This is a genomic window from Tritonibacter scottomollicae (genome assembly GCF_032924845.1).
GTDB classification, from domain to species: Bacteria; Pseudomonadota; Alphaproteobacteria; order Rhodobacterales; family Rhodobacteraceae; genus Epibacterium; species Epibacterium scottomollicae.
The window spans coordinates 3567501-3581698 of record NZ_CP136704.1 but is presented as its reverse complement, the minus strand read 5'-3'; the positions used below and the strand labels follow the sequence as shown (position 1 = coordinate 3581698).

General features: G+C 57.9%; 9 protein-coding genes, 1 tRNA gene, 2 rRNA genes and 1 pseudogene. 3 read left to right on the top strand and 10 right to left on the bottom strand.

Features of this window, described 5'->3' with window-relative positions:
- Positions 1-5 precede the first annotated feature (5 nt).
- The 6 genes from R1T40_RS17670 to R1T40_RS17645 form a co-directional block, all read right to left on the bottom strand.
- Positions 6-1559 carry a C1 family peptidase gene (locus R1T40_RS17670; protein WP_317385053.1) on the bottom strand — a complete coding sequence of 518 codons (1554 nt, stop codon included), beginning with the start codon at positions 1557-1559 and terminating at the stop codon, positions 6-8.
- Positions 1560-2084: 525 nt separating this feature from the next.
- A complete protein-coding gene (locus tag R1T40_RS17665; protein WP_317385052.1) occupies positions 2085-3770 on the bottom strand; it encodes an amidohydrolase in 1686 nt (561 codons plus the stop codon).
- 68 nt (positions 3771-3838) lie between these two features.
- The gene (locus tag R1T40_RS17660) at positions 3839-4861 is read right to left on the bottom strand and encodes an ABC transporter substrate-binding protein (RefSeq protein ID WP_317385051.1); all 1023 of its coding nucleotides are present in this window, start codon (positions 4859-4861) and stop codon (positions 3839-3841) included.
- A 19-nt stretch (positions 4862-4880) separates the two neighbouring features.
- Positions 4881-5681, bottom strand: coding sequence for an ABC transporter permease (locus tag R1T40_RS17655; protein ID WP_317385050.1), 801 nt, complete (start codon positions 5679-5681; stop codon positions 4881-4883).
- A complete protein-coding gene (locus R1T40_RS17650; RefSeq protein WP_317385049.1) occupies positions 5674-6585 on the bottom strand; it encodes an ABC transporter permease in 912 nt (303 codons plus the stop codon). Before R1T40_RS17650 ends, R1T40_RS17655 begins: the two co-directional genes overlap by 8 nt.
- Positions 6586-6589: 4 nt before the next feature.
- Positions 6590-7672, bottom strand: coding sequence for an ABC transporter ATP-binding protein (locus R1T40_RS17645; RefSeq protein WP_394805041.1), 1083 nt, complete (start codon positions 7670-7672; stop codon positions 6590-6592).
- Here R1T40_RS17645 and R1T40_RS17640 point away from each other — a divergent pair.
- Complete coding sequence (locus R1T40_RS17640) at positions 7641-8609, top strand: helix-turn-helix domain-containing protein (RefSeq protein ID WP_317385047.1); 969 nt, start codon at positions 7641-7643, stop codon at positions 8607-8609. The two genes, R1T40_RS17645 and R1T40_RS17640, sit on opposite strands and share 32 nt — an antisense overlap.
- Positions 8610-8670: 61 nt before the next feature.
- Here R1T40_RS17640 and R1T40_RS17635 read toward each other — a convergent pair.
- Positions 8671-9440 (bottom strand): annotated as a pseudogene (locus tag R1T40_RS17635) (IS5 family transposase).
- A gap of 98 nt (positions 9441-9538) precedes the next feature.
- On the opposite strand from R1T40_RS17635, the gene R1T40_RS17630 reads away from it, so the two are divergent.
- Positions 9539-10024, top strand: a complete 486-nt coding sequence (locus tag R1T40_RS17630) for a hypothetical protein (protein ID WP_317385046.1) — start codon at positions 9539-9541, stop codon at positions 10022-10024.
- A complete protein-coding gene (locus R1T40_RS17625; RefSeq protein WP_317385045.1) occupies positions 9982-10230 on the top strand; it encodes a hypothetical protein in 249 nt (82 codons plus the stop codon). Before R1T40_RS17630 ends, R1T40_RS17625 begins: the two co-directional genes overlap by 43 nt.
- Positions 10231-10590: 360 nt before the next feature.
- Here the strand turns inward: R1T40_RS17625 and R1T40_RS17620 are convergent.
- From R1T40_RS17620 to R1T40_RS17610, 3 genes are all read right to left on the bottom strand, one after another.
- Positions 10591-10667, bottom strand: a tRNA-Met gene (locus tag R1T40_RS17620).
- Positions 10668-10716: 49 nt separating this feature from the next.
- Positions 10717-10831 (bottom strand): 5S ribosomal RNA (gene rrf, locus R1T40_RS17615).
- A 125-nt stretch (positions 10832-10956) separates the two neighbouring features.
- Positions 10957-13791: ribosomal RNA gene (locus R1T40_RS17610) — 23S ribosomal RNA — on the bottom strand.
- Positions 13792-14198 lie beyond the last annotated feature (407 nt).

The window sequence follows — 14198 nt, the reverse complement described above, 5'->3', positions numbered from 1 at the left end:
CGGGGTCAGTTGTAGGTCAGTTTGAAGAGAAAGGTTCGGCGTGCGGTGTTTCCAGCCGCATCACGCGTTTCAATATTGATCGGATGCGGCCCCGGCCCCTCCGGAAGTTCGATCTCCGCCCGAAACGGCCCTCGCGAAGAGTACCTGCTGGACAGCGCGCCCTCGACAGTAAGCGATGCGATTTCGCTTTCATCCTGCGCCATGCCCTCAAGCCGAAACAAGCGGCTCGCGACCGGTATCACCGCATCGTCGCTGTCAAAGGCCTCAGGCTCGGGGGCAGTCAACACGATCAGTGGCTCTGTGTCGTCCGTGGTTCCTGAGTTTGCAGCAACATGATCTATGGTGAGCACCACGGCGGCCACATCAGCCTCGCCGCTTGCGGCCTCAAACCCGATGCGGTCAGATAGAAGGTCCATCTCTTTCGCTGGTAGCAGACGGTCGCCCAGCGCGCTGCGCAGTCGCGCACGCACATCCCCTGAGGCCCGTGCCATTCGCTCCGCGACAACCTCCGGGTCCAACGGTTGCTGCGCATAAAGCAGCACATAATGGTCGGTACCGACCGTGTCATTCAGACGCGTAAAATGTTGCTCGGTCGGCCCCGGAAGCAACATGGTGGTGCCGCTATGTGTAAAAGGCGTCACCCTGTCTCCACGTGGAAACAGGTGCACGTAGTCACCTGTTGCGTCGCCACCCACTACGTAAAGCGCGCCATTGAAACGGCTCGACGCCTCCACGCGAAACCGCGCACCGGATGGCAGGGGCTGGCGCAAGGCATAGCCGTCGCTATTGCGCCTTACATCCAGCGTGTCGCCCGAAATATGCAGCACACGGGCACGACCGGCCATATCCACCACCCGCGGCGGCGGCGGTGGGTCGGGCGGCAACACTTCATAGCCTTCGAAAACGAAGTCATTGAAGTCCTCGTATGAGATCCAGAAGAACCCCTTGTTGCCCCAGCTTGTATCCCACGAATTCACAACCTCAAAAGCACCACCGTTGCGGGTGTCGTCATATCCGATCACCGCCATGGCATGCCCGCCGAGGGTATCGTCACGCAATCCGCTTCGCTCGGCGGAGCTTGGCTGCCAGAGCCCCTCCCCGCGGTGGCGCATGAACCCTTCTCCGACCATCATGCCGATGACCACTGGATTGCCATTCGCCAGCGCTCTGCGGGTGGCGACATGTTTGTTGCGACCGGATCGGCCCCAAAGCCGCGAAAATCCCTTGATCCGATACGCAGTCGCTTTGCTGCGCACGCCCGAGGGAGGAGTCGCAGAACAGGAAAACTCATCGTAAGGAAAATCGCTCATCAACGAAACGCCCTGCCGCTGCATCAATTCCAGTGCGTCAGGCAGATAAGACCCGTTGCACCCCGGCAGATGGATCTGGTTGAAAACATAGGCTGGCGACAGGATCATGCGGCGCAGTTTCGCTGAAGTGTCGACGTCCAGACCCTTGGCGGTCAATAGCGTGCGTGCAGCATAGGCGGTGGCCCAGCCTACACAGCTGCCTTGCTGCCCTTGATCGCCCACTGGTGGCACAAACCGTTTGAGTGACATCGAAGCCGGCGCGCTGAGATAATCTCCCCGCGCCAGTGGTGCTGACTTTGGCACCGCCCCATAGACCTCAGGGTCAAGAATAGCTCCGAGACTATATTCCTGGGCCTGCACTGCAACTGGAGCCCCGAGAGAAAGCACAAGCGCCAAAGCCCGCGCACCCGCACACCACGTTCGAACGATGTTACAAGAAATCAAGAAATGCCTCTCGTACCGAGTTGTTTGGGCTCCAACGAGGAGCAATGATATACTCAGGATCAGGCAAAGACCGACGATCACGCGATCCAGAGATTAGGCTGGCCTTGGAAATGAGGGCGTTAAGACCTGAATGGCGCCATCCACTGAAGGGGGTATGCTTGCAAATAGCCGGTTTTCGCTACCTCATTGAGTTTTCAAGTCTTCAATCACACTCACATTCTGACTTTGATATTTCAACCGGTCAACAATCTTGATCGGCGTCTTCACATTCGAAACGCTGATATTCCGGCGTTTCGAATGTGAACGAGAACCTGCTTGCAGCGCGTGGCCTCAGTCCCGCTGAAACGTCACCGCGCCGTCGCAGATCGTCACCTGCGCTTGCGCTTGCGTGATATCGGCAGGCGGTAATGCAGTCAGATCGTGGCTCATCACCGCGACGTCGGCCATCATACCAACCTTCAGCTTCCCCTTGCGGTTTTCGTTGAATTCGACCCAGGCATTGTCGCAGGTGTAGCTGGCCAGCGTATCCGTCAGGCTTTGCGTCTGGTCGCGCCAATCGGGTCCCAGGTCCAGCGGCGCGATGGCGGCCTTGACGTTGGGCATCACGTCAACGGGGATCACCGGCCAATCGGTCGAAAAGATCACCCGCGCGCCGCTGTTGCGGATGTCTTGCCATGCGTAGGCACCGGCGATCTGGTGATCGTGCAGCACCTGCCCGACGCCCGAAGGGGGGAAAATGTGGCCGCGCGGCGCGTGACCGGGCTGGATCGAGGCGACGATCCCCAATTTGGCCAGACGCGGAATATCGTCGGCATGCATGACTTCAAGGTGTTCAATTCTGTGACGGCTGTCGCGTTTTCCGTTGGCGTTTTGCGCGGCCTCATAGGCGTCAATTGTACGCCGCACCCCCGCATCGCCGATGGCATGCACCGCGATCTGAAAGCCGAGGCGGTCGGCCTCGATACATGCATTCACGAAATGCTCCTGAGTGAAGACCTCATCCCCGGTATTGCCGTTCGCACCCAGGTCCCCGGGGTAAGGCTCCAGCATCAAGGCGGTGCCGCTTTCCACGACGCCGTCGATGAACATCTTCACGTGTTGGCAGCGGACCTTGTCGCCCTGAAACCGGTCCCGCATCGCCGGGGCTTCCTGCGTCAGGCGTTCGACCGGATCGGTGCCCTTGAGGTGAAAGGGCACGTCTACACGGCAGATCAGGCGACCTTCCGCCTCAAGCTCCGCCAGCAGTTCCAGCTGGTAGACGTTGCCGTCCATCGCGTGCAGCCCGGTAATGCCCTGCCGCGCACAATGCTGTAGGCCGCGCGCAATCACGTCCTTGTCCATCTCACGCTGTTCTCTCGTGGGCGCAGGGACGGGGTCTTTGCCCGTGGTTAGCCCCATCATGTCGCGGCCGGCATGGCGTGTCAGCGCAAGCACGGGGCTATAGGCGCCGGGTTCCAGCAGCTCGCCGCTGGCTTTGCCGTCGTCGCCCATAACGACCTCGGACCCTGCATCGACCTCCAGCCCGTCGATCAGCCCTGCGGCCTCCAGTGCCTTGGTGTTGGCCCAGACAGTGTGGTGGTCGGGCGCGAACATGGCCAGCGGGCGGTCAGCCAGCACCGCATCAAGATCGTGACGCGTGGGCGTCTTTCCCGTGCCGAGGATGTTATAGTCTGCCATAACGCAAAAGATCATCTGCACGTCGGGGTGTGCTTCGGCGTAGGGGCGGATTTTGTCTTGCATCGCGGCGATCCCTTCAACGCCGTAAAGGTTCAGCGTGTCGAGCTCGACCGAGCCGCCAAAAAGATGCACATGGCTGTCGATGAAGCCGGGCAACACGGTACCGCCGCCTGCGTCAATGAGCAGCGTCTCCTCCCCCGTCATCGCACGGATATCTGCGTCATTGCCTACCGCTGTCAGAATCCCCCCAGTGATCGCCAGTGCCTGCGCGTCTGGCTGATCGGAGTCAAAAGTCATCAGCTTGCCGTTATGGATGATGATATCGGGGGCGGTGGCCATTGGAATTCTCCGGCAAAGGGTAAAGCGGCCCCACGAAGGGGGCCGCAGTTGGTCACTGTGAAAAGCGCTTACTTCTGCAGTTCGGTCCAGATCGCGGTGTAGATCTTGGTCGCTGCCGGCGGGCAGGTGCGCGCAACATAGGCCGCCCCTTTCAGCTCTTCGGGGACCACGATCTCTGGCGCGGCCTTCATGTCTTCTGGCATGAATTCTTCTGACCCTGCGATGCCGTTGGCATACCGGGCAAACGACGACAGCATAGCAGCGTTCTCAGGGTCCATGATGAAATTGAGGAAGGTTTTCGCCTGTTCCACGTTCTGCGCGTCCGCGAGGATCGCGGCGTTGTCCATCCAGACTGGGTAGCCTTCCTGAGGATAGCCGAAGGCGATGTCCGGGTTCTGAACGCGCGCGCGCATCGACGCACCGTTCCAGTTCGACCCGGCGGCCACGTCACCCGCAGCGTATTTCTCGATCATGCCGTAATCCATCGAGACCCAGTTTTTCTTGGCCTCGACCAGCATGTCGCGCACTTCGCGCAGCACGTCCTTATCGGCGGTGCATTGCTCTCCTCCGACATAGTGGATCGCCAGCCCCATCAGATCATTCATTTCCGGCGTCGCGTTGATCTTTCCCTTCAGTTCTTCTGGCGGGTCGAAAATCACGCCGGAGGTGTTGATATCACCGTCATAGACCGAGGTGTTCACGGTCACGCCCACTGTGCCCCACTGCCACGGCACAGTGTAGTCACGGCCCGGATCGAATTCGACGTCGACCCATTGCGGGTCCATGTGTTTGAAGTTCTCCATCTGGTTCGGCTTGCTTTGCAGCAACAAGCCTTCTTCGATGAAGATCGGCACGTAGGTGCCCGACGGCACGACGATGTCGAAGCCGTGACCACCGGCCTTGATCTTTGCCAATGCGGTGTCGTTGCTGTCGTAGTCAGTGACCGTGACCTCTATGCCGGTCTCTTTCTCAAACTTCTCGATCATCTCGGGGCTGGTGTAGTTGCCCCAGTTGTAGATGTTCAGCTGACCTTCGGCGAAGGCAGGTGTGGCCAGCACCAGTGACAAGGCCGTGAGTGTTGTCTTCTTCATGGTGTAAACTCCCGTTGGCTTATTTTTTGATTTTACTCAACACAGTGAACGCGATTACGAAGGTCACGGAGATGCCAAGCAGCACGGTCGAGATCGCATTGACCTCTGGCGTGACCACGCGACGCAACTGGCCGAGCATGTAGGTGGGCAGCGTATCCTGCCCCGCGGATTTTACAAATTCAGTGATCACCACATCGTCCAGCGAGATCACGAAGGCCAGCATTGCCCCCGCAAGAATGCCGGGCCAGAGCTGTGGCAGGGTTATGCGGCGAAACACCTGGAAGGGAGTCGCGTAGAGGTCCGCAGCCGCTTGTTCCAGGCTAAGGTCCATGCCCGTCAGCCGCGCGCGGATCGGCAGGTAAGCAAAGGGAATACAAAAGGCCGAGTGCGCGATGATCAAGTAGGCAAGGCCGGTGTAGCCGGTCGCAACCTTTATCATCGCAAAGAAGATCAGCAACGCCGTCGCAGTCACGATTTCAGGTACCATCAGCGGCTGGTTGATCATCGCAAAGACCGCCGCCTGCCCCTTGAACTTGCGCGTGCGGGTGGTGGCCAGCGCGGCCAGAACCGCGACGCTTGTCGAAATCGCCGAAGCCCAGAGCGCGATGACAAGGCTGCGGACAGTGGCCTGCTGCACTTGGTCATTTTCCCACGCCGAGACGTACCAGCGCCAGGAAAAACCCTCCCAAATGGCGATGGAGCGGCCGGAGTTGAAGGAATAAACCACCAGCAGGATGATCGGCAGGTACAGCAGCACGAAGCACGTCATCGCGATGACGGTGAACCCCGGCTGACGGCTTATGCTGAACCTCTTACGCACGGTGTGGCTCCTCCGTTCCGGCTGCGCGGACGTAGGCAAGCAGCGCAATCATGACGATGGCAAGCAGCGTGATCGACAGCGCGGCCCCGAGCGGCCAGTTGCGGCCCTGTCCGAACTGCAACTCGATCAGGTTTCCGATCATCAGCTGATTGCCGCCTCCCATGACGCGTGGCGTGACGTAGGCCCCCAGCGAGGGCACGAAAACAAGGATCGACCCTGCGATGACACCGGGCTTTACCAGTGGCAGGATCACACGGCGCAACACCTGGAAACGCGTGGCGTAGAGGTCATAGCCCGCCTCGACCAGACTGAAATCCAGCCGCTCCATGGACGCGTAGAGCGGCAGCACCATCAGCGGGATATAGACATAGACCATGCCCAGCAGGATCGAAAACTCGGTATAGAGCATCTGTATCGGCGTATCGATGACGCCCAGCCACAACAGCAGAGTGTTCACGGTACCCTCCGCCCGGATCAGCTCCACGATGGCGAAGGTACGTATCAGCAGGTTCGTCCAAAACGGAATGATGATCAGCAGCATCCAAAGATCGCGCTGTTTCTTGGGCCGGGTCGCGATGAAATAGGCGGTCGGGAAACCGAAGAAGAGGCACAGCAGCGTGGTCAGCAGCGAAAGCTTCACCGAACGCCAGAAAATGCTGAGATGCGCATCGGACCAGCCCAAGGTGTCATCAAAGATATCCCGCTCCGCAAAGACGTTGAACCACGCCTGCCAGGAAAACTGATATTCCACACCGCCATAGTCCCCAGGCGTCAGGAACGAATACACCAGCGTGATCAGGAGCGGCCCGGCGGCAGCAAAAACCAAAATGGCAAGCGCGGGCGCCAGCAACAGCCAGCGGCGGCGGCTGGCGCGGGCATCGGCGGCGGAGGCGAGATCGCTCATCGCGTCAATCCCTCAACACTTGGCCGACACCGGCACCGAACTGAATGCCAACGGTGTCACCCGTGGTGTAGCTCGACGCGGCGTCAGGCCGGTTCTGCAGGCGCACCACAAAGGCAGTGCCGTCGTTCAGTGCCACGTGATAATGCGTGTCGGTGCCGAAATAGACGACCTCGCCCAGAGTGCCGGTGACCAGCCCCTCATCGACAGGGCCGATGCTGGCGTGTTCGGGGCGCACCGCAAGAGTGATACTGCCGCTTTGCGGGCCTGCCTCCCAAGTCCGCGCGGCGATCTCGCGTCCTGACGACAGGCGCACCTGCGCCGTCTCGCCGCTGACGGACAATAAATCGGCCGGTAGGAAATTCGTGTCACCGATGAAATCCGCGACAAAGCGCTCTGCAGGATGGTCATAGATCTCGCGCGGGGTGCCAACCTGCCTGATCTCGCCCGCGCTCATCACCGCGATGCGGTCGGACATGGTCAGTGCCTCTTCCTGATCGTGCGTGACGAAAATGAAGGTGATCCCGGTTTCCGTCTGCAGACGCTTCAATTCAAGTTGCATGTCCTTGCGCAGCTTGAAGTCCAGTGCGCTGAGCGGCTCGTCTAGAAGCAGCACACGGGGTTTCGGAGCCAAAGCACGGGCCAGTGCCACGCGCTGTTGCTGACCACCAGAAATCTGGCCGGTTTGGCGATCAGCCATCTGGCTCATCTTTACCAGCTCCATCATCTCGCCCACCGTCGTCCTGATCTCGGACTTGGGTTTGCCCAACATCTCAAGTCCGAAGCCGATATTTTGAGCCACGGTAAGGTGCGGAAACAATGCGTAGCTTTGAAATACTGTGTTCACGGGCCGTTTATGCGGCGGCAGCTCCAACAGATCCTCGCCGTGCATGGTCAGAGAGCCCGAGCTCGGTTGCTCAAACCCTGCGATCATTCGCAACAGGGTGGTCTTGCCACAGCCAGAAGGCCCCAGCAGGGTGAAAAATTCGTTGTCCCGAATGCCGATACTGGCATCGGCAAGCGCCACGACGGGCGGCTGACCGGGGTAAACTTTCCTGATGTTTTTGACGCTGATGGCGGTCGCCACGATTGGTATCCCTTGCGTTGGTCTGGTCTCCACGGTTCCGCATTGGGACGCGGGACGCCAGTTTTATTTGACAATCAGCGCATTCAATCGATGGAAAAATACCCCCACGGGGGTAGTCTGTGATCAAAGAGTTGGCTTTTCGGGGTTAGAAATGACGGAACTTCTCAGGTCAGGCGACCTGTCACGACTGCAACGCGCTATGGCGCACAGTCGTGACGATTCGTTCTTTCATCACCTGCGAAGCCTGCTACGGGCGCGACTTCGGTTCGATACGTTCCTGATCCTGAAGTTCGGGCGCAGCGGTGTTCCGCAGGCGCTCAATACATGGATTGCGGATGCGGCCCTGCAAGCCACCTACCCGCGTTACTATCTTGAAGGGGCCTACCGGCTCGACCCCTTTTTCCAGATGCGCCACAGCCAAACGGAAGGCGGTCTATACCGCCTGTCAGACATCGCACCCGACCGTTTCTTTTCCGGCGAATACTACCTGCGCTACTATCAGATCACCGGCATCCGGGACGAGGTCGGCTTGCTGGTGCCCTTGTCGGACGGCGCGACGGGCCACCTCTCGTTCAGCCGAAAAGATGGCAAATTTCGCCGCAGGGAATTGCAGTGCTTGCGACACTTCAGCCCCGTCCTGCTGGAACTGCTACGTCAGTATTGCGAGTCGCGCGGTGCGCCCGAAAGCCCGCCCGCATCGAGCCTTCGCCCCTTGGAGGATCTCATTGCTGCGCATGTATTGCAGGTCCGTCAGGCCGACCTGACTCGGCGCGAGGCGCAGGTGATCGCGTTGATCCTGCAGGGCCATTCCAACCTGTCGGCAGCATTGGTGCTCGGCGTCGCGCGCCAAACCGTCAAGGTTCATCGCCGCAACATCTACCGAAAGTTGATGATCACTTCGCAGGCAGAATTATTCGCAATGCTAAGCAGCCTGTTCTGAACGGATGCAGCACGACGGGGAGGGAAGGTATGGCTGCGCTAGGGTCAGGACTCGTTATCCTTCATAGCCAGAAGATGACGAGAGCGGCGAGAGCGATAGCTGCCAGGAACACTGTTGGTGATCTGTCGTATCGTGTTGCGACCCTTCTCCAGTCTTTCAGCCTGCCGAACATGATCTCGATCTGGTTGCGGCGTTTGTAACGGCGCTTATCGTACTTGACAGGGGTTTTACGCTGTTTGCGCCCAGGGATGCACGCCTTTATCCCCTTGTCTTCCAACGCTTCTCTGAACCAGTCAGCGTCATAGCCCCGGTCGCCCAGCAGCCATCCGACCGTCGGCAGGCTGCTGCACAGAGCCCGTGCTCCGACGTAATCGCTGACTTGGCCGGCAGTGATGAACAAGTTGAGCGGGCGACCACGGCTGTCGCAGATCGCATGCAGCTTCGTGTTCATCCCGCCTTTTGTGCGACCGATCACCCGCCCGCGCTTGTCTCCAGGTCCCCTTTTTTCGCCCGTAGGCTGGAAGCCGTACGGTGCGCTTTGAGATACGTCGCATCGATCATGACAGTTTGTTCTTCGCGATGATCTGCGGCCAGACCGACCAGCATTTGTGCGAAAATGCCCTTATCGCTCCACCGCTTCCAGCGGTTGTACAACGTTTTGTGTGGGCCGTATTCCTTCGGTGCATCACGCCACCGCAAGCCATTGCGATTGATGAAGATAATGCCACTTAGGACCCGCCGGTCATCAACTCGCGGCTTGCCGTGAGACTTGGGAAAGAAGCGCTCAAGACGCGCCATCTGCGCATCGCTCAACCAGAAAAGATCAGACATCGTCACCGCCCATTTTTGATGCGGTGAATCACGCAGCCAACCGAAAATCAATGGGTCCTGAGCCCTAGACTTACAACTTACCTGTTCGCGAGGGGGATATGCGCACCATCGCCCAGACGGATCTGGAAGCGCGGGTCCTGAACGCCCTGACCCATCACCTGATGGATCCAGACGCACTTGCGATCTTTTGCGAGACCTATGCAGAAGAACGCAACCGGCTGCGCCGGGAGGCTGAGGACGCGAGAGAGACCCTAGAACGCAGCCTCACCCAGACCAAACGCGATCACCAAAAGCTGGTGGATGCGATCATCGCAGGTGTGCCGGCGGAGCAGGTCAAAGACCGGATGATCGAGCTGGATCAGCAACGGCAGCAGCTCGAGCGCAGGCTTTCCGCCTCCCCTGCCCCGGATCCGATCCTGATCCATCCGTCGATGGCGGTGACCTACCGCGAACGGGTGGCGGTGGCGGCATCGCCAAAGTCTCCAAATCGGCCTTCGGCTGTTCCTCCGCGCGCAATAAGGGCAAAGCGGTCTGCGCCAATATGCGCACCATCGCCCAGACGGATCTGGAAGCGCGGGTCCTGAACGCCCTGACCAATCACCTGATGGATCCAGAGGCACTGGCGGTCTTTTGCGAGACTTATGCCGACGAACGCAACCGGCTGCGCCGGGAGGCCGAGGGCGCGAGAGAGACCCTGAACGCAGCCTCGCCCAGACCAAACGCGATCACCAAAAGCTGGTGGACGCGATTATCGCAGGTGTTCCGGCGGAGCAGGTCAAAGACCGGATGATCGAGCTGGATCAGCAAAGGCAGCAGCTCGAGCGCAGGCTTTCCGCCTCCCCTGCCCCGGACCCGATCCTGATTCATCCGTCGATGGCGGTGACCTACCGCGAGCGGGTCGCGGCATTGATTGCGGGTCTGGGGAGAAGCGCAGAGATGCCTGCAGCCAAGGAGGCGCTGCGGGCTTTGGTGGATCGGATCGTACTGATGCCGGCTGCGGGGAGCACGGGCGTGGAGATCGAGTTGGAGGGGGATCTTGCGGCGCTGTTGCGGGTGGCGATGGGGTCTGAAGCGGTCATCCAAACGCCAGCAACCGCGCACTCTGTTGAGGCGCGGCTGGAAGGTGCTGATATTGTTAGAGAATTAGTATTGGTTGCGGGAGTAGGATTTGAACCTACGACCTTCAGGTTATGAGCCTGACGAGCTACCTGGCTGCTCCATCCCGCGGTGTTTGTTTTTTTTGTTTTCGTTTTGAGAGTATTGGGGTTCTTATTAGGTTTGGCGGTGCCCTACTCTCCCACACCTTAAGATGCAGTACCATCGGCGCAACAGCGCTTAACTTCCGGGTTCGGGAAGGGACCGGGTGTTTCGCTTGTGCTTTGGCCACCAAACCGAATAAGAACCCCGCTAGACTTTTTTTGTCTAGCAAATCAACGTTTTGACCTTGTTTTTAGGAGGTCAACGAGTTGTCCAAGTTTTGTGTATGCGTTTTTGGTGTGGCTGTCTTTTACTGGATCAGATCAAGCCAATCGGGCGATTAGTACCGGTCAACTGAATGCATTGCTGCACTTACATCTCCGGCCTATTGACGTGGTGGTCTTCCACGGCCCTCAGGGATACCTTGTTTTGAGGGGGGCTTCCCGCTTAGATGCCTTCAGCGGTTATCCTTTCCGAACATAGCTACCCAGCACTACCGTTGGCACGATAACTGGTCCACCAGTGGTTCGTTCACCCCGGTCCTCTCGTACTAGGGGCAACTCCTCTCAAGTATCCTACACCCACGGCAGATAGGGACCGAACTGTCTCACGACGTTCTAAACCCAGCTCACGTACCTCTTTAAACGGCGAACAGCCGTACCCTTGGGACCTGCTCCAGCCCCAGGATGAGATGAGCCGACATCGAGGTGCCAAACACTGCCGTCGATATGGACTCTTGGGCAGTATCAGCCTGTTATCCCCGGCGTACCTTTTATCCGTTGAGCGATGGCCCTTCCACTCGGGACCACCGGATCACTATGGCCGACTTTCGTCTCTGCTCGACTTGTCAGTCTCGCAGTCAGGCTGGCTTTTGCCATTGCACTCAACGAGCGATTTCCGACCGCTCTGAGCCAACCTTCGCGCGCCTCCGTTACGCTTTAGGAGGCGACCGCCCCAGTCAAACTACCCGCCACGCAGGGTCCCGGATCCAGATAATGGACCGCGGTTAGACATCAAGAGTGCGAAGGGTGGTATCTCAAGGATGGCTCCACAGGAACTAGCGTTCCTGCTTCAATGCCTACCACCTATCCTGCACATCACAATCCTGATGCCAGTGCGAAGCTGTAGTAAAGGTGCACGGGGTCTTTCCGTCTAACCGCGGGAAGCCTGCATCTTGACAGGCAATTCAATTTCGCTGAGTCGATGTTGGAGACAGCGGGGAAGTCGTTACGCCATTCGTGCAGGTCGGAACTTACCCGACAAGGAATTTCGCTACCTTAGGACCGTTATAGTTACGGCCGCCGTTTACCTGGGCTTCAATTCGGAGCTCTCACCCCTCCTTTTAACCTTCAGGCACCGGGCAGGCGTCAGACCCTATACGTCGTCTTGCGACTTCGCAGAGCCCTGTGTTTTTAATAAACAGTCGCCACCCCCTGGTTTGTGCCCCCGGATTCCACTTGCGTAGGACCCGGGCCTCCTTCTCGCGAACTTACGGAGGTATTTTGCCGAGTTCCTTCAACATCGTTCTCTCAAGCGCCTTGGTATTCTCTACCAGTCCACCTGTGTCGGTTTAGGGTACGGTCTGATGGAGGGCTATTTCCAGGGACTACTTAGCAGCCCGCCCAATCCGATAAGGGCAAACTACCTTCGCAATCCGTCACATCCTCCTGGCCTAGGAATATTAACCTAGTTCCCATCGCCTACGCCTTTCGGCCTCGGCTTAGGGGCCGGCTTACCCTGCTCAGATTAGCTTTAAGCAGGAACCCTTGGACTTTCGGCGAGAGTGTCTCTCACACTCTTTGTCGCTACTCATGTCATCATTCTCGCTAGTGATCTCTCCACGGGATCGCTCACGCGCCCGCTTCATCGAAAGCTCCTTGCGTCCAATCCTTCCCGAAAGAAGGTAAGGACGCATGGAACTATGTCACACTACGCTCTGCTACCATGCACTATGTGCATCCTCGGCTTCGGCTCATGGCTTGAGCCCCGTTACATCTTCGCCGCAGGACGTCTTATTTAGACCAGTGAGCTGTTACGCTATCTTTAAAAGATGGCTGCTTCTAAGCCAACTTCCTGGTTGTTTTGGACATCCCACCTGCTTTCCCACTTAGCCATGAATTAGGGGCCTTAGCCGGAGGTCAGGGTTGTTTCCCTCTCCACTACGGACGTTAGCATCCGCAGTGTGTCTGCCATCTAGTACTCCCGGGTATTCGGAGTTTGGTTAGGATCAGTAAGCCTGTGGGGCCCCATTACCCATCCAGTGCTCTACCCCCCGGGGTATTCGGATGACGCTCTACCTAAATAGATTTCGCAGAGAACCAGCTATCTCCGAGTTTGATTGGCCTTTCACCCCTAGGCACAACTCATCCCGACCTTTTTCAACAGGTGTGGGTTCGGACCTCCAGTGCGTGTTACCGCACCTTCATCCTGGTCATGCCTAGATCACTCGGTTTCGGGTCTGATCCCACGAACTCATTCGCCCTATTAAGACTCGCTTTCGCTGCGCCTACACCTAACGGCTTAAGCTTGCTCGTGAGACCAAGTCGATGACCCATTATACAAAAGGTACGCTGTCAGCCCTCAAGGGGCCTCCAACTGATTGTAGGCGTTCGGTTTCAGGTACTGTTTCACTCCCCTCGTCGGGGTGCTTTTCACCTTTCCCTCACGGTACTGGTTCGCTATCGGTCAGTAAGGAGTACTTAGCCTTCGGGGGTGGTCCCCCGATCTTCAGACAGAATTTCACGTGTTCCGCCCTACTTAATACGTCCTTCAGAGCTTCCCATACGGGGCTGTCACCCGCTATGGCCATGCTTCCCAACATGTTCTGGTCACTCATCAGGCTCGGCTGGTCCGCGTTCGCTCGCCGCTACTAACAGAGTCTCTATTGATGTCCTTTCCTCCGGGTACTTAGATGTTTCAGTTCCCCGGGTTTGCTCTTATAAACCTATGTATTCAGTCTATAAGTACCTGATTAAGCCGGATATAAGCAGCAACCGAAGTCGCTATTATATCAAACTTTCAGGTGGGTTGCCCCATTCGGAAATTCATGGGTCAAAGCCTATTCTCGGCTCACCATGACTTATCGCAGAGTATCACGTCCTTCATCGCCTCTTACTGCCAAGGCATCCACCAAACGCCCTTCTCGCGCTTGATCTGATCCAGAAAGAGACAGCCATGCGGCTATCGTGACCTGACAGCTGGTAAGTAGCCAGGTCTCTGTTTCTGAACCAAAAAGCATACTTTCCCGCTCTTCCCTTCAGTGCCTGTGATGTCGATCTCAGGCGAAGAGAAGAACAATGCATGATCGGGTAGATCATGCGGGTTAGTGTACTTGACTTGGACAACTACTGTCGTTTCAGGCAGGCATACATCCGGGCGTCTGAGGAAACATGACGGATCCGGTGCTGTCCACGAGCAAGCTCGCTTCACCTATCTGAGGTCGTTCCCACACTCGGGAGGACCAACAGTGTTGTTGATTTTTCTCTCTAAACGATATCAAGGCAATCATATGATTGCCGCAGTGTCCGATTGGACGTTTGAACCACCTGCGCTGAGGTGTCT